The following is a 16,025-nucleotide window of genomic DNA, read 5'->3' on the forward strand; positions in this document are numbered from 1 at the left end:
ACCGCGCCGCATCGTTCCCCGGATGCTGGCGCCTTCGCGCATTTTGCGCACCACGCCCGCGCAGGCCGGGGGCGGTCGCGAGCGGTGGGACCTTGTCGACGAGGCCGAGGAATCGATCGCGCGCGGATCGAAGAGCTTTTCGCTCGCCAGCCGCCTGTTCGACCGCGCGACGCGCGAGCGGGTCTGGCTGCTCTACGCCTGGTGCCGCCGCTGCGACGACCTTGCCGACGCGCAGGACCACGGGGGCGAGCTCGGCGACCAGTCGGGCGCCGAAAAGCGCATCACCGCAATCCGCCTGCTGACCGAGCGCGCGTTCCAGGGCCTGCCCACCGCCGACCCGGCGTTCGACGCCTTCGGCCTCGTCGCGCGCGAATGCGGGCTCACCCGCGAGATGGCCGAGGACGTCATCATGGGTTTCGAGCTCGACGCGACCGACTGGCGGCCGCGGAGCGAGGCGGACCTTGCGCGCTATTGCTACCACGTCGCGGGCGCGGTCGGCGTGATGATGGCGATCGTCATGGGCGTGGCGCGGGACGACGGGTGGATGCTCGACCGGGCGTGCGACCTCGGCATCGCCTTCCAGCTTGCCAACATCGCCCGCGACGTCGCCGAGGACGACCGGGCCGACCGCCGCTACCTGCCCGTCGAATGGATGGTCGAGGAGGACATCGAGCCCGGCATGGTCATGCACCCGCACCACCGGCAGGAACTCGCCGACATCGTCGCCCGGCTGATCCGGCGAATGGAGCGGCACGAAGCCTGGGCCCGGCTCGGTGCGGCGCGCCTGCCGTTCCGCAGCCGCTGGGCGGTGCTTGCCGCCGCGCGCATCTACGGCGCGATCGGTCGGCGGGTGCGCGAACGCGGGACCCATGCCTGGGACAACCGCGTGGTGATCGGCCGGGCGGAGAAGCTGCGCCATGTGAGCGCGGCGTTCTGGGAAGCCTTGCGCAACCGGCCCGAGGATCCGGGCGAGCCGCCGCTGTGGAACCGTTCGACGATCCTCATCGACGTGCGGATGAGCCAGCCGATTCCGCCGCCGCCGATGGACCCCCTGCCGGACGCCTGACGCTTGCCGCCGGCATCGTCCGCGCCTAACCGGTTGCCGATGATACGAAAGCTCCTGATCGCCAACCGCGGCGAGATCGCCTGCCGGATCATGCGCACCGCGCGCGAATTGGGCATCACGACGGTCGCGGTCCATTCCGACGCCGATGCCAAAGCCCTCCACGTGCGCCAGGCCGACGAGGCGGTGCATATCGGCCCCTCGCCCGCCACCGAAAGCTATCTCGTCGGCGAGAAGATCATCGCCGCCGCGAAACAGACGGGGGCGGAGGCGATCCATCCGGGCTACGGCTTCCTGTCCGAGAACGCCGCCTTCGCACGCGCCGTGATCGATGCCGGCCTGATCTGGGTCGGGCCGAAACCGGAAAGCATCGAGGCGATGGGCCTCAAGGACGCGGCCAAGAAGCTCATGCGCGCCGCCGGGGTGCCGGTGACGCCCGGCTACGAAGGCGAGGACCAGTCGGTCGAGCGCCTGAAGAAGGAAGCCGACGCGATCGGCTATCCCGTGCTGATCAAGGCGGTCGCGGGTGGCGGCGGCAAGGGGATGCGCAAGGTCGATGCGGCAGAGGACTTCGAGGCCGCGCTGCAATCGTGCCGGCGCGAGGCCGCCGCAAGCTTCGGCAACACGCAGGTCCTGCTCGAAAAGTGGATCAATTCGCCCCGCCACATCGAGGTGCAGGTGTTCGGCGACAGCCACGGCAATGTCGTCCACCTGTTCGAGCGCGACTGCTCGCTCCAGCGCCGCCATCAGAAGGTGATCGAGGAAGCTCCCGCCCCCGGCATGGACGAGGCGACCCGCGCCGAAATCTGCGTCGCGGCCGTCCGCGCCGCCAGGGCGGTCGACTACGAAGGCGCGGGTACGATCGAGTTCATCGCCGACGCCAGCGAAGGCCTGCGCGCCGACCGCATCTTCTTCATGGAAATGAACACTCGCCTCCAGGTCGAACACCCGGTGACCGAGGAGATCACCGGGGTCGACCTCGTCGAATGGCAGCTCCGCGTGGCGAGCGGCGAACCGTTGCCGCTGCAACAGGAAGACCTCGCCATTACCGGCTGGGCGATGGAAGCGCGGCTCTATGCCGAGGACCCGGTCAGCGGCTTCCTGCCCTCGACCGGCGACCTCGACCTGCTCGAGCTGCCCGATCATGTCCTGCGCGTCGAAACCGGGGTCAAGCAGGGCGATGCGGTCAGCCCGTTCTACGACCCGATGATCGCCAAGCTCGTCGCGCGCGGAGACGACCGCGAGGAGGCAATGCTCTCGCTGGCAACGGGACTGTTCGCCCTGCGCGTGTGGCCGGTGCGGACCAATGCGGCTTTCCTGCTCGCCTGCCTCAACGATCCGGCATTCCGGGACGGGACGATGACGACTGGCCTGATCGCCGATCGCGGGGACGAATTGACCACGGTGGAAGAGGCCGGCCCCAACGAATGGAAGGTCGCGGCGCTGGCGCTTTTCGCGCCCTTTTTCTCCGCCGCGGAGGAACCGGGCGCTGGACCGTGGGCAGCCGCCGCGGGGTTCCGGCTGAACGCGCCGGAGCACCCGCAGATCACCGTCCAGCATCACGGCGAGGCGCGGCGCGTGAACCTGGAAGAATGCATCGACGCAACGGGCTTCGCCGCGCGCGTCGAGGAGGGCGCGCTGGCCTGGCGCAACGCGCAGCCGTTCCTGTTCACCCTGCCCCGGTTCGACGGCGGCCACGCCTCGGCCCACGACGGCGATATCCTCGCGCCCATGCCGGGCAAGGTGATCGCGGTCGACGTGGCGCAGGGCGATACCGTCGATGCGGGCCAGCGGCTCATGGTGCTCGAGGCGATGAAGATGGAGCACGCGCTCACCGCACCGTTCGCCGGGACCGTTGAAGAACTGTCGGTGACCGTTGGCAGCCAGGTCCAGGTCGAGGCGCTGCTCGCGGTTGTCGAGCGACACGCGGATTAGCGCTTTCCTTTCCCTCTCCTCCTTGCAAGCGTGTGACCGAGGGAGAGACGCCTGAATGACCTGGGCCAGGGAACTCGAGGAACTGCGCCGGCGCGAAGCGCTGGCCGAACGGATGGGCGGGCCGGACAAGGTCGCGCGGCAGCACGGTCGCGGGAAGATGGACGCGCGCGCACGGCTCGCGGCCCTGGTCGATCCGGGGTCCTTCCGCGAGATCGGCAAGATCGCCGGCAAGGGTTCGTACGACGAGAACGGCGAGCTTACCGGGGTCCTTCCCGCCCCGTTCCTGTTCGGCAAGGCGACGATCGACGGGCGCCCGGTCGTTGCCACGGCGGACGACTTCACCATCCGCGGCGGCGCGGCGGACGCGGGGATCGGCCGCAAGATGGTGCAGGCCGAAAAGATGGCGCACGAACTGAAAATGCCGCTGATCCGCATGATCGACGGGACCGGCGGCGGCGGCTCGGTCAAGACGCTGGAGATGATCGGCGCGACCTACATCCCCGCGGTACACACCTGGGGCGACGTCGTCGAAAACTTGGACACAGTGCCCGTGGTCGCGCTCGCGCTCGGACCCACGGCGGGGCTCGGCGCGGCGCGGATCGTGGCGAGCCATTATTCGGTCATGGTGCGCGGGCTGTCGCAGATCTTCGCCGCCGGTCCCGCGGTCGTCGACGCGCTGGGCGAGGCGTGGAAGGACGATGCCTCGCAGGATCACGAAGCGGCCAAGGAAGCGCTCGGCGGCAGCGCCATCCACACCCGCAACGGCGTGGTCGACGACGAGGTCGCGAGCGAGGCGGAAGCCTTCGCCCGCGCGCGCCATTTCCTCTCGTTCATGCCCGAATACGTCGGCCAGCCCGCGCGCCGGATCGATACCGGCGACCCCGCCGACCGCCGCGAGGAGGCGCTGCTGTCGCTCGTCCCGCGGGGGGAAAAGCAGGTCTATTCGATGCGCCGCGCGCTCGACCTGGTGTTCGATTCCGGCACCGTGTTCGAGATCGGACGGATGTGGGGCCGCGCGTGCATCACCGCGCTGGCCCGGCTCGACGGCTGGCCGGTCATGGTGCTCGCGAGCGATCCCAGCTTCCTCGGCGGGTCGTGGGACGCGAAGACCAGCGAGAAGGTCGAACGCTGGGTCAAGCTCGCCGACCTGTTCCGCCTGCCGATCGTGCACCTCGTCGACAACCCCGGCTTCATGATCGGCCGCGAGGCCGAAATGGCGGGCACGATCCGCTACGGCGTACAGGCGATGAACGCGGTGTACCGGGCGACCGTGCCGCTGGCGTCGGTGGTCATGCGCCGCGCCTACGGCATCGCAGGCAGCGCGATGAGTAACGCCGACCGCTACCAGTACCGCTATTGCTGGCCCTCGGGCGACTGGGGAAGCCTGCCGATCGCGGGCGGGCTCGAGGTTGCCTACAAGTCCGAGATCGAGGCGGCCGAAGACCCGGCAGCCGAACTCGAGGCGATCCGCGGCCGGCTCGCCAGGGTCACCTCGCCCTTCCGCAGCGCCGAGCGGTTCAACGTCGAGGACATCGTCGACCCGCGCGATACCCGGCCGCTGCTCTGCGAATTCGCCGGCCTCGCGTGGCGGAGGCTGTCGGCGGACCGCTAGTGGATCTCGTGCATCGCGAGATACTTGCGCGCGTCGCGCGGCCGCCGGAACAGCACGCCGCGTTCGCTGAACAGCACGAGCGCAAGGCTGAGCAGGCTGCACGCCAGCAGAGCGAACGCGAGCGGGCGCGCAGTCCCGTCGTAGAGCTGGCCGATGGCGATCCCCAGCAACGCCCCCAGCGACATCCGGATGAAGCTTTGCGCGCTCGACGCGGCACCCGCGGTGGCCTGGAACGGCTGCATCGCGATCGAGCCGAAGTTGGCGCCCATGAAACCCAGCAGGCACAGGTTGCCCGCCATCAGCGGCACGAACAGTTCCAGGCTCTTGCCATGATAGAGCGCGGCCCAGACCTGCGCCGCGGATATGACGATGAACGTCACCAGCGCGGTATGGCTCACCCGCCGCGCGCCGAAGCGTTCGACGATGCGGCTGTTGGCAAAGCTCGACACCGCGAGCGTCGAGGCGGTCGCACCGAAGATGAACGGAAAGTCGTCGCCCGCGCCGAAGTGCTCGCCGACGAGCTGCTGCGCGCTGTTGATGTAGCCGAACATCGCCCCGAAGGTGAGCCCGCTGCCAAGCACGTAGCCGATCGCCACGCGCGTGCGAAAAGTGAGCGGGAGATTGTGCGCAACGCTGCGAAAGTCGAGCGGCTGACGGTCTTCCGCGGCAAGGGTTTCCGGCAGCCGCGCCCATGTCCACGCCCATACTACCGCGGCGAGCGCAGCCATTCCGACGAACACGAACGGCCAGTCCGCGACATGCAGGATCATCTGCCCGAACGTCGGCGCGAGCACCGGCACGACCATGAAGACGATGAAGATCGTGCTCATCAGCCGCGCCATCGCGTCGCCCTCGAACCGGTCGCGGATGACCGCCGCGGGAATGACGCCGAGCCCGGCCACGCCAACCCCCTGTACCGCCCGCAGGACCAGCAGCGCGTCGTAACTCGGCGCGACCGCGCAGAGCAGCGAGATGCCGACATAGAAAGCGAAGGCGACGAACAGCACGCGGCGCCGGCCGAAACGGTCGGCAAAGCTTCCCGGAACGAGCGATCCCACCCCGGCGGCCAGGAGATAGACGCCGACGACGAGCTGGCGGCGATTGGGATCGTCGATGCCGAAGGTCGCGGCGATCTCGTCGAGCGCCGGCAGCATCCCGTCGATCGCCAGCGCGCCTAGGCTCATCACCGCCGCCATCAGCGCGACGAACTCGCCGCGCCGGATCGTGCGGGATGATCCGTCGCTGGCATGGATCGCGGTTGGGGCGGCGGTCGGCATCCGGGGCCCATGCCTGTTGCGGCGCACGAAACAAAGCGAATTTCCGCCTAGCGCAGATTTGACACGCACAGGGTTGGCCGAGCATCAGTGACGCTGTTCAAGGGGGGAGGAAACGCGGTGGATCGCAACCACACCAAGGTGATCGTGGCATCGTCGCTCGGCACGGTGTTCGAATGGTACGATTTCTACCTCTACGGCCTGCTTGCGACGATCATCTCGGCCCAGTTCTTCTCGGGCGTGAACGAGACGACCGGCTTCATCTTGGCGCTGGGCGCGTTTGCTGCCGGATTCGCCGTGCGGCCGTTCGGCGCACTCGTTTTCGGCCGGGTCGGCGACCTCGTCGGGCGCAAGTACACGTTTCTCGTGACGATGGGGCTGATGGGCGCGGCGACATTCGCCGTCGGCCTCTTGCCGTCCTACGCCAGCATCGGGGTCGCAGCGCCCTTGCTGCTGGTGCTGCTGCGGCTGATCCAGGGGCTCGCGCTCGGCGGCGAATACGGGGGCGCGGCGACCTACGTTGCCGAGCACGCGCCCGAGGGAAAGCGCGGGCTGTTCACCAGCTTCATCCAGACGACCGCGACACTCGGCCTGTTCGCCGCGCTGCTGGTCGTGATCGGCCTGAGGACCGCGATGGGCGAGGAAGCCTTCGCCGACTGGGGTTGGCGGGTGCCGTTCCTGATCTCCGCGATCCTGCTCGGCGTCTCGCTGTGGATCCGCCTCCAGCTCGCCGAGAGCCCGGTCTACCAGGCGATGAAGGACGAAGGCGCCACTTCGAAGGCGCCGCTGTCCGAGGCGTTCGGGCGCTGGGCAAACCTCAAGTGGGTGCTCGTCGCGTTGCTGGGGGCGGTCGCCGGACAGGCGGTCGTCTGGTACACCGGCCAGTTCTACGCGCTGTTCTACCTCGAAAAGATCCTCAAGGTCGACGGCGCGACCGCAAACGTGCTGATCGCCCTTGCGCTCGCGATCGGGACGCCGTTCTTCATCGTCTTCGGCTGGCTCAGCGACAGGATCGGCCGCAAGCCGATCGTGATGGCCGGGTGCGCCCTTGCCGTCGTGCTGTATTTCCCGCTGTTCGGCGCGTTGACGAGCGCGGCGAACCCGGCGCTGGCAGCGGCGAGCGCGCGGGCACCGGTCACGGTCAGGGCCGATCCCGCGAGCTGTTCGGTCCAGTTCGACCCGATCGGCAGGACCCGTTTCGACACGACGGGCTGCGACGTCGCGAAGTCGGCCCTGGCGAAGGCCGGCGTGCCTTACGCGAACGCGGCCAGCGCACTTGGCGATCGCGCCGTCGTTTCGATCGGCGAACGGCAGTTCGAGGTGCGGCCCGGGAGCAAACCGGAGGTTCTGATCGCCGCGGCGACAGCGGCAGGCTATCCGGCCAAGGCCGATCCGGCCGAGGTGAACACCCCTCTCGTGGTCGCCATCCTCACGGTCCTCGTGCTGCTGGTGACGATGGTCTACGGCCCGATCGCGGCGCTGCTGGTCGAGCTGTTTCCGGCGCGCATCCGCTACACCGCGATGAGCCTTCCCTACCACATCGGCAACGGCTGGTTCGGCGGCTTCCTGCCGACGATCGCCTTCGCGATGGTCGCCGCCACCGGGAATATATACGCGGGCCTGTGGTACCCAATCGGGGTGGCGGCGCTGACGCTGGTGGTGGGCCTGCTGTTCCTTCCCGAAACCTTCCGCAGGCGGATCGACCATGTGGAGGAATCGCCCGCCGCGTCCTAGACGGGGTCGATGACCCGCGACGATGACGATGATGGCGACGAGGCCCCGCAGGGCCTGCGCAAGATCATCCACGTCGACATGGACGCGTTCTTTGCCAGCTGCGAGCAGCGCGATCACCCCGAGCTGCGCGGCAAGCCCGTCGCGGTGGGCGGCTCGGGCGGGCGCGGGGTCGTGGCGGCGGCCAGCTACGAAGCGCGGAAGTTCGGCGTGCGCAGCGCGATGCCCTCGGTCACCGCCAGGCGGCTATGCCCGGACCTCATCTTCGTCCGCCACCGGTTCGAGGTCTACAAGGAGGTGTCGGCCCAGATCCGCGCGATCTTCCGCGATTACACACCGCACGTCGAGCCGCTGAGCCTGGACGAAGCCTACCTCGACGTGACCGACGACCTGAAAGGCATCGGCAGCGCGACGCTGATCGCCGAGGAAATCCGCCGCCGGATCCGCGAGGAAACCCGGCTGACCGCCAGCGCGGGGGTCAGCTACAACAAGTTCCTCGCCAAGCTCGCCAGCGACCAGAACAAGCCCGACGGCCTGTGCGTGATCCGCCCCGGCGAGGGCGCGGCCTTCGTCCAGTCGCTGACCGTCCGGCGATTTCACGGCGTCGGCCCGAAGGGCGCGGAGAAGATGGCGCGGCTGGGAATAGAGACCGGCGCCGACCTCGCGGCGAAGGACCTCGCCTGGCTGCGGGCGCACTTCGGCAGCATGGCCGACTACCTGTTCCGCGCGGCGCGGGGGATCGACCTGCGGCCGGTGCGCGCCAATCGCATCCGCAAGTCGGTCGGCGGCGAACGGACGTTCTCGGAAGACATCTCGAGCGGCAACGCCCTGCGCGACACGCTGGAAACCATCATCGACATCGTCTGGGAATCGATCGAGCGAACCCGGGCCAGGGGGCGAACGGTGACGCTCAAGATGAAATACACCGACTTCCAGATCGTCACCCGTGCGAAGTCGCTGGGCGCACCGGTTTCAGACAAGGCGACCTTTGCCGCCACCGCCCGCGCGCTGCTCGACGAGGCGCTGCCGCTGCCGCTGCCGATCCGGCTGATGGGGCTGACGCTGTCGAATCTCGATCAGCCGGGCGAGGCAGAACGGCCGAAGGACACGGCGCAGCTGAGCCTGCTCTAGCGCAGGCTTTCCCGCCAGGCCGCGATCCGCTTGCGGGTGAGATCGGACTGCGGCTCGGGCAGCGAATGAAGCGGAAAGAAGCGCGCCTCGATCACCTCGCGCCGGTCGGGCACCGGGTAATCGCGCGTGGTCCCCGCCACCAGCCAGGCTGTGTGCGGCGCCCCCGATACGGTTTCTTCGATCCGGTCGAGCACGCGCCCGGACTCCAGGACGCAGCCGATCTCCTCGTGCACTTCGCGCGCCGCCGCGGCAAGCGGCTCCTCGCGCCTGCCCATGCCGCCTCCCGGCAGCGCCCAGCCGCCCGGGCCGTAGCTGTGGCGGACGAGCAGGACCCGCCCTTCCATGTCGGTGACGATCACCGAAACGCCCGCGAGCGGCAGCTTCACCAGGCGCCGCCAGCGATGCCGAACGGCGTGTGCCACGCGCAGCGCGATCCGGTGGATCGGTCGCGGTATCAGGCGAAGCATCTGACCGGCTGCCGCGCCGCGCCGAGCAGACGGGCGACGGGAAGGTCGTTCTCGCCGCGCACCGCGGCGTCGAACACGCGCCGCTTGCCCTCGCCCCGGATGACGAACATCAGTCGATCGCTGTCGAGCAGCGCGGGCAGCGTCAGGCTGACCCGGTCGAACGGCGCCTCGGGCGGGAGCGGATCGGGCGTCAGCCGGCGGATGCGCGCCGGATCGTCGATTCGCGGATCGGTGTTCGGAAACAGCGAGGCGACATGGCCGTCCTCGCCCATGCCGAGCCACGCGAGCGCGAAGGACGGGACTTCCTCCATGATCGTCAGCGTGACGACCTCGGCGCCTGCCGGCTCCATCAGCGCACGGATGCGTCCCGTGTTGGACGCGGGATGGTCTTCGGGCACGACACGGTCGTCGCCCGGCCAGACGGTGACGCGCCGCCAGTCGAGCGGCGCGGCGGCGAGCCGCTCGAGGATCGGAAACGGCGTCGATCCGCCGGGAACGGTGATCGCCACGGGTCCCGGCGTCGCGGCGAGCGCCTGGCCGAGTTCGCGCGCGATCCAGTCCGCGATCGCGGCATCGTCTGCATCCTCGACGATCGTCAGGTTGTCCATGCCATGCCGATAGCACAAAGCTCGCCGCGGAAAAGCGCGCGGCGGGCCCGGGGAAAGTGCATTCGTATCCTTATCGCAGGATCTCGCGCAGGAACCACACGCGGCGCTCCGCCTGGTCCTGCCACTCGTCGACGAGAGCGCTGGTGGCGTTGTCGCCCGCTTCCTCGGCAGCGTCCTTCAGCGCCTTCAGTCCCTCTACCAGGGTCGCGTTGTCGTCGCGCAGCGCGGTCACCATCGCCTCGGCATCGAGGTCGGTCCTGTCCTCGTCGGCGATCTGCGTGGCGTTCGCGACCGCCCCGATGGAGGTCAGGGTGCCCGCGTCGAGCTTGCGAACGCGCTCGGCCATCGGGTCGGCCACCGCGAGAATCGCGCTCGCCTGCTCGTCGAACAACAGGTGCAGGTCGCGGAAGCGCGGTCCCTTGAGATGCCAATGGAAACTCTTGGTCTTGAGGTACAGCGCAAAGTGATCGGCAAGGGTCCGGTTCAGGCCCTCGACCAGCGCCTTTGTCGAATTGTCGCCGCTTCGGGTCATCGTGCCCTCCTTGTCGAATTGGGAATACGATGGACCAACGGCCGCTCAAGTAATCGGTTTCACCGGCAATTACGGTCTGACTGATCGACTTACCCGATGATGCCGCGCGCGGTCAGGCCAATCGCGATCGCCGCGACAAACAGCACGACCGCGAGCGCGAGACGTAATGCCCGCAGGGGCCAGCGCGAGAGGTCGGCGCCGAGCGTTATCCCGAGCGCGAGCGCGGCGGTGCCTCCCAGCGCTCCGCCCGCGCCCGCGAGCCACGCCGATCCTCCCGCCGCGAACGCGAAGACGCAGAACCGCGCGGCATCGCCGACCTGCCGCGCGAGAAGGACCACGAACGTGGCGAACAGCGAACGCGTCGGTTCCTCGGGGAGCCGATCGTTTCGCTGCCAGGCGAGTTCGACCGCGGCGAGCAGAAACCCGATCGCGACGAGCATGTCGGCAGCCGGCCCCGGCAGGACCAGCGCGAGCGCGAGGCCCGCCACCGCCATCAGCAGTGCCGAGGCGGTCGCCGCCAGCGCGCCGACGACGATCAGCCCGCCCCCTTTTCCCAGCCGTTCGGCAAGCCGGGCGACGAGCAACTGGTCGCGCGCACCCAGCGAGACCGCGAACACGATTCCGAGGGCGAGGAGAAAGGCTGCCGCCACCAGCCGCTCGCGGCCCCGATCAGATCCAGGGGCCGGTGATCGCGATCGTCTTGGCCGGGCTGTAGGCGTTGACGAACAGCGTCCGCCCGTCGGGCGAGAAGCAAGCCCCCGCCCACTCGGTCTGCGCGCGCAGCCGCGCCAGCGGATAGGGCGTGCCCGACGGGGCGATGCCGCGCAGGTAGTTGTCGACGGGGTCGGTGTACTGGTCTTCGCACACGATCAGGTCCCCCCACGGCGCGATCGTCAGGTTGTCGCCGTAGTTGAACTGGTCGGGACTGGTCGATTCGAAGAACAGGTGCAGCGACTGGTCGCCCGAGACGTCGAGCCGGAAGACCTGGCCGAGCTTGGCGGTGCCGCCGCTCGTGCAGCAGAAATACAGTTCTCCCTCGCCCATGTGGATGCCCTCGCCGCGCGCGAACAGCGCCGCGCCCATCGCCGCGCCGCGCTTGCGCAGGTCGTCATTCGGCGACTCCACCTGGTCGAGATCGATCCAGCTCACCGGGTGGCTGGACAGCGGGGCGAACGCAATCCCGCCCCAGTTGCGGGTGTCGCGAACCCCGTCAGACAGCGCAAGCGCCTGGAGCCTGCCGCCTTCGGCCAGACGCCCGCGGACCTTGGGAATGAAGCGGTAGAGAAGGCTGTCGTCGCGGTCCTCGGTCATGTAGACGATACCGGTTCGCGGATCGACGCAGGCCGCCTCGTGGTTGAAGCGGCCCATCGCGGTCAGCGGCACCGGATCGACGAGGCCGGGCGCGGTCGCGGGCACCTCGAACACCCAGCCGTGGTCCTTGTTGATCTTGCCGTCGGCCTTCACCACCGATTCCTCGCAGGTCAGCCAGCTGCCCCACGGGGTCGTCCCGCCCGCGCAGTTGCGGATCGTCCCGGCGAGCGAGCGGTACTGCCGTTCGACCGCCAGCGTGTCCGCGTCGAGCACCAGCGTGGTGGTCCCGCCCGGCAGCGGGACGAGGCTCTTGCCGAAGGTATCGTAGGCCGGCCCCATCACCCCGCCGCCTTCGTGGATGCCGGGGATGCATTCGTGATTGCGGACGAGAGCGATCTTGCCGCCGGGCAGGTCGAAACAGCCCATTCCGTCGGCCGCGTCGGGGACGGTGAACCCTTCGCTCATCGTCTCGCCCAGCTGCGATATCACGCGATAGGAAAACCCCTGCGGCAGGTCGATGAACCCCGCCGGATCGGGCACCAGCCCGCCATAGCCGATCCGCCCCCCGCGCGAACCCATCGTCGAACAGCCACTCGCGGCGAGCGCGGCGAAAGCGCTTGCCGTGGCGCTCAGGAAGCGGCGGCGGTGCATCGGCATGGTCATCGTGAACTTTCCCTATTGGCGTTTCGCCTTCCGCGCTGCGATAGCGTGATGCGACGGCGATGACAGCCCATTCTTGACGGAGAGCGCGACAATGAAACTCGAACCCGGCCTGGCAGCAGTGGTGACGGGCGGCGCGTCCGGTCTCGGCAGGGCGAGCGCCACCGCGCTGGCGGAGGCCGGTTTCAAGGTGGCGATCTTTGACGTGAACGACGAGGCCGGCGAAGCGCACGCGGAAGACATCGGCGGCCTGTTCTGTCACGTCGACATCACCAACGAGGAATCGGTCCAGGCGGGATTCGACAAGGCGCGCGCGGCACACGGCCAGGAGCGCGTGACCGTCCACTGCGCGATGACCAGCCGCCGCGGCAAGACGATCGGCTGGGACAAGGAAAGCGGCGGCTACAAGCGCCTCTCGACCGAGGACTATGCCTTCGGCGCCGAAGGCATTCTCGTGTCGAGCTACCGCGTCGCCTCGCTTTCCGCGCTCGGCATGGCGAACGCCGAACCGCTGAACGACGACGGCGAGCGCGGCGCGATCATCCTCACCGCCAGCGTCGCGGCGCAGGACGGGCAGATCGGCCAGGTGATCTACGGCAGCTGCAAGGCGGGGGTGAACGGCCTGGTCCTGCCGATGGCGCGCGATCTGATGGACCTCGGCATCCGGGTGAACGCGATCATGCCGGGCATCTTCGCCACCCCGCTGATGCTCGGGATGAAGGACCGCAATCCGGCCATGTGGAACCAGCTCAACGCCAGCGTGCCCTTCCCCAAGCGGCTCGGCGAACCCGAAGAGTTCGCCTCGCTCGTGCTCGAGATCGCCCGCAACGGCTACCTCAACGCCCACCAGTTCCGGCTCGACGGCGGTATCCGGATGCCGCCCAGGTGACATGACCACGATCGGGGCGATCGAGGCGGGCGGCACGAAGTTCGTCCTCGCGCTGGCGGACGCGGACGGCTCGATTCTCGAGCGCGAGCGGATCGAGACCGGCCGTCCTGCGATCACGCTGGCGAAGGCGGCGGCGTGGATCGGCGCCGCGGCGAAGCGGCACGGACCGCTCGGCGCGCTGGGCGTCGGCAGCTTCGGCCCGCTCGACCTCGATCGCGCCTCGCCGGACTGGGGCCGTTTCACCACCACGCCCAAGCCCGGCTGGAGCGGGGTGAGCTGGCCCGAGGCGCTCGGCCGGTTCGGCGTGCCGATCGCGCTCGATACCGACGTCAACGCGGCCGCGCTCGGCGAGTGGCTGGCGGGCGCGGGACGCGGCGCGGGAACGCTCGCGTACACGACCGTGGGCACGGGCATCGGCACCGGCGTGCTGTCCGCCGGCGTCCCGCTGGCGGGCGAATCGCACTACGAGGCGGGCCACATCGCGGTGAAGCGCGCCCGCGGCGACGACTGGCTGGGGGTGTGCCCCTTTCACGGCGACTGTCTCGAGGGGCTCGCCAGCGGTCCCGCGATCCTCGAACGCTGGGGTCACGATCTCGGGCAGGCAAGCGTCGCCGAGATTGGCCGCGTCGCGCGCTATCTTGCCCAGCTTGCCGCCAGCCTCGTGCTGCTCCACCGCCCCGACCGCATGATCTTCGGCGGCGGCGTGATGAAGGGCGCCGGCCTGATCGACGCGCTGCGCGAAGCCACGCGCGAGGCGCTCGCAGGTTACATCGCCGGCTGGGACGGCAACCTCGACGAGCGGATCGTCACCCCCGCGCTGGGCGACGACGCGGGGATCGTCGGCGCGATCGAGCTGGGCCGGCGGGCGCTCTAGGCGAGCTTCGGCAATCCTTCGCGGATCGCCGCGATCATCTCGAGCGGCTTGTCGACCATGATATGGTGCCCGGCGCCCTCGATCCGGGTCACGAAACGGCAGTCCGCGAGAAGGTCGAGCAGCGTTTCGAGACGGCCGTCGGGGAACAGTTGCGAATCGGCGCCGTAGATCACCCCCATCGGGACCGTCGGACGCGCCGCGAGCGATCCGCGGTGGAAATTCTCCCAGAACCGCGGATCGAAGCGCCAGGTCCACCCGCCGCGCGCGGCCTCGCTTTCAGGGACTTCGTGAAGGCCCCCGCGCGCGATGAAGTCGACGACCTCGAGATGGGCCGCGTCCTGCTCGGGCATCAGCCGGAACCGGCGCAGCGCGGCGGCGAGCGTGGGATAGCGGTTGTGCGCATCGCGGCCCTGCGCGAGCCGGGGCGGCGGCCCGCCTTCCGCGCGCGGCGGGGCCGAATCGACCAGGATCGCGCCCGCGATCGCGTCGGGGTGCTGCGAGCCGAGGTAAAGCGTCGGAAAGCCGCCGAACGAATGCGCGACGATTACCGGGCGCGCGCCCGATGCCGCCAGTTGCGCCACCTCGATCGCGCGCATGGCTTCCTTGGCAAAGGTGGGTATGGCGTAGCGGTCGCGCCACTGCGACCCGCCCATGCCCGACCACGATATCGCCGCGCACCGGTAATCGTCGGCGAAATGGGGGGCGATGAAGCTCCACCAGTCGGCGTGCGCGGCATTGCCGTGGAGGAACAGCAGGCCGGGCTTGCCGACCGCGCCCCAGGTCAGCAGTTCGATTGCTGCACCGTCGACATCGAAGTGCGAACGCTCGGGTTCCTGCTCCAGCGCCTGCGTGAACCAATCGGCAGCGGGTGGCCTTTCGCCTTCGAAGCGGCCCAGCAAGGTCCCGTCGTACGTGGCGTCCTGCGTCGCGATGTCGGTCAATCGGTCACCCATCCGGTTGCAAACCGCCACCATTGCCGCACCCGGCGCGATTGCCAAGATCGAAAGGAACGGAATGACGATAGAAAGGCTGGAGCGGGTAGCGGGAATCGAACCCGCGCGTTCAGCTTGGGAAGCTGACAGGCTACCATTACATCATACCCGCCTGGGCCCGCACGAAGCGGAACCGGGCGGCGCGCATTAGCGTGGAGGGGCGCGGCCGGTCAATCGGCATTGCGGCCGGGCGGCTTGAGAAAAAACCTTCCAACTATACAAATGGCTATCCCCTCATAGCGAACCTGCGGCTATCCGGGCCTCCGCGACCCGAAGGGTAACCTTCTGACTGGGCGGCTTTCCCATTGCGGAAGGCCGCCCGCTTTTTTTGCGCCGGGTCGCCGGACCTTGTTGCAAACCCGTTCGTTGCCGATGCACCCAGATGCGAGAGCCGGAGACGACCGTTGCGCACCCTTTGCCTTCTTTCCATCCTGCCATTGGCGCTTGCCGCCTGCGACCGGCAACCGGCCGAGGGCGAGGCGTCACAGGACGCCATACCGGTGGAACCCGACCAGGGGATTGGCGATGGGGCCACGCCGCCGTCACCCGCCCCGCCCCCTTCGCCAGCGCCATCGTCGAGCGATGCGCCCGGCGAACCGGCGCAAGGCATTCCTGCCGCCTTGCAGGGCAGGTGGGGCCTCACTCCGGCCGACTGCACGAGCACGCGCGGCGATGCGAAGGGGCTGCTCCGGGTGTCGCCCACCACCCTCACCTTTTACGAATCGGTCGGACGTCTCGGCGCGGTCCGTGCGCGCAGCGCCGACTCGATCGAGGCCGAATTTGCCTTCACGGGGGAAGGCATGACCTGGTCGCGCGCGATGACCCTGAAGGCAACCGGCGACACCCTGACCCGGATCGACCGGGCGGGAGGAGAAGCACCCGCGACATATGCATACGGCAAGTGCGCGACTTGAACCCTGCGGCGCATCGGCTAACGGCATCAGAA

The 16,025-nt window shown here is 69.0% G+C and carries 15 protein-coding genes and 1 tRNA gene; 8 read left to right on the forward strand and 8 right to left on the reverse strand.

The annotated features are described in order from the left end of the window. Nucleotides 1-22: 22 nt before the first annotated feature. The 3 genes from N0B51_RS12815 to N0B51_RS12825 are packed head-to-tail and all read left to right on the forward strand — an operon-like array spanning nt 23 to nt 4,610. Nucleotides 23-1,066, forward strand: a complete 1,044-nt coding sequence (locus N0B51_RS12815) for a phytoene/squalene synthase family protein (RefSeq protein ID WP_259962889.1) — start codon at nt 23-25, stop codon at nt 1,064-1,066. Nucleotides 1,067-1,105: 39 nt separating this feature from the next. Further along, nucleotides 1,106-2,998 (forward strand): acetyl/propionyl/methylcrotonyl-CoA carboxylase subunit alpha, encoded by a 1,893-nt coding sequence (locus N0B51_RS12820; protein WP_259962854.1) that lies wholly within the window; start codon nt 1,106-1,108, stop codon nt 2,996-2,998. Between the two features lie 55 nt (nt 2,999-3,053). Continuing rightward, a complete protein-coding gene (locus N0B51_RS12825) occupies nt 3,054-4,610 on the forward strand; it encodes an acyl-CoA carboxylase subunit beta (RefSeq protein ID WP_259962855.1) in 1,557 nt (518 codons plus the stop codon). Here the strand turns inward: N0B51_RS12825 and N0B51_RS12830 are convergent. After that, the gene (locus N0B51_RS12830; protein ID WP_259962857.1) at nt 4,607-5,887 is read right to left on the reverse strand and encodes a multidrug effflux MFS transporter; all 1,281 of its coding nucleotides are present in this window, start codon (nt 5,885-5,887) and stop codon (nt 4,607-4,609) included. The genes N0B51_RS12825 and N0B51_RS12830 overlap by 4 nt on opposite strands. Nucleotides 5,888-6,004: 117 nt before the next feature. Here N0B51_RS12830 and N0B51_RS12835 point away from each other — a divergent pair, with 117 nt between their 5' ends. Then, on the forward strand, nt 6,005-7,618 hold the full coding sequence (locus N0B51_RS12835) for an MFS transporter (protein ID WP_259962859.1): 1,614 nt from the start codon (nt 6,005-6,007) through the stop codon (nt 7,616-7,618). A gap of 9 nt (nt 7,619-7,627) precedes the next feature. Next, complete coding sequence (gene dinB, locus N0B51_RS12840; RefSeq protein ID WP_259962860.1) at nt 7,628-8,746, forward strand: DNA polymerase IV; 1,119 nt, start codon at nt 7,628-7,630, stop codon at nt 8,744-8,746. Here dinB and N0B51_RS12845 read toward each other — a convergent pair. The 5 genes from N0B51_RS12845 to N0B51_RS12865 form a co-directional block, all read right to left on the reverse strand. Further along, entirely contained in the window at nt 8,743-9,213 is a 471-nt protein-coding gene (locus N0B51_RS12845; RefSeq protein WP_259962862.1) for an NUDIX domain-containing protein, read from the reverse strand. The genes dinB and N0B51_RS12845 overlap by 4 nt on opposite strands. Beyond that, nucleotides 9,201-9,821, reverse strand: a complete 621-nt coding sequence (locus N0B51_RS12850; RefSeq protein WP_259962864.1) for a 6-phosphogluconolactonase — start codon at nt 9,819-9,821, stop codon at nt 9,201-9,203. The genes N0B51_RS12845 and N0B51_RS12850 overlap by 13 nt, the downstream gene beginning before the upstream one ends. A gap of 70 nt (nt 9,822-9,891) precedes the next feature. Further along, complete coding sequence (locus N0B51_RS12855) at nt 9,892-10,353, reverse strand: Dps family protein (protein WP_259962866.1); 462 nt, start codon at nt 10,351-10,353, stop codon at nt 9,892-9,894. A gap of 89 nt (nt 10,354-10,442) precedes the next feature. Then, on the reverse strand, nt 10,443-11,003 hold the full coding sequence (locus N0B51_RS12860) for a hypothetical protein (protein WP_259962868.1): 561 nt from the start codon (nt 11,001-11,003) through the stop codon (nt 10,443-10,445). 19 nt (nt 11,004-11,022) lie between these two features. Beyond that, the gene (locus N0B51_RS12865) at nt 11,023-12,327 is read right to left on the reverse strand and encodes an alkaline phosphatase PhoX (RefSeq protein WP_259962870.1); all 1,305 of its coding nucleotides are present in this window, start codon (nt 12,325-12,327) and stop codon (nt 11,023-11,025) included. 91 nt (nt 12,328-12,418) lie between these two features. Between N0B51_RS12865 and N0B51_RS12870 the strand changes: the two genes are divergently transcribed. Both N0B51_RS12870 and N0B51_RS12875 read left to right on the forward strand, forming a co-directional pair. Beyond that, the gene (locus N0B51_RS12870) at nt 12,419-13,213 is read left to right on the forward strand and encodes an SDR family oxidoreductase (RefSeq protein ID WP_259962873.1); all 795 of its coding nucleotides are present in this window, start codon (nt 12,419-12,421) and stop codon (nt 13,211-13,213) included. A gap of 1 nt (nt 13,214) precedes the next feature. Next, the gene (locus N0B51_RS12875) at nt 13,215-14,087 is read left to right on the forward strand and encodes an ROK family protein (protein WP_259962875.1); all 873 of its coding nucleotides are present in this window, start codon (nt 13,215-13,217) and stop codon (nt 14,085-14,087) included. Here N0B51_RS12875 and N0B51_RS12880 read toward each other — a convergent pair. After that, nucleotides 14,084-15,040 carry an alpha/beta fold hydrolase gene (locus tag N0B51_RS12880; RefSeq protein ID WP_259962876.1) on the reverse strand — a complete coding sequence of 319 codons (957 nt, stop codon included), beginning with the start codon at nt 15,038-15,040 and terminating at the stop codon, nt 14,084-14,086. The two genes, N0B51_RS12875 and N0B51_RS12880, sit on opposite strands and share 4 nt — an antisense overlap. A gap of 77 nt (nt 15,041-15,117) precedes the next feature. Continuing rightward, nucleotides 15,118-15,191 (reverse strand) — tRNA-Gly (locus tag N0B51_RS12885). Nucleotides 15,192-15,516: 325 nt separating this feature from the next. On the opposite strand from N0B51_RS12885, the gene N0B51_RS12890 reads away from it, so the two are divergent. Further along, a complete protein-coding gene (locus N0B51_RS12890; RefSeq protein WP_259962878.1) occupies nt 15,517-15,993 on the forward strand; it encodes a hypothetical protein in 477 nt (158 codons plus the stop codon). Nucleotides 15,994-16,025 lie beyond the last annotated feature (32 nt).

This window comes from Tsuneonella litorea, assembly GCF_025154015.1.
In the GTDB taxonomy this organism is placed as follows: domain Bacteria; phylum Pseudomonadota; class Alphaproteobacteria; order Sphingomonadales; family Sphingomonadaceae; genus Tsuneonella; species Tsuneonella litorea.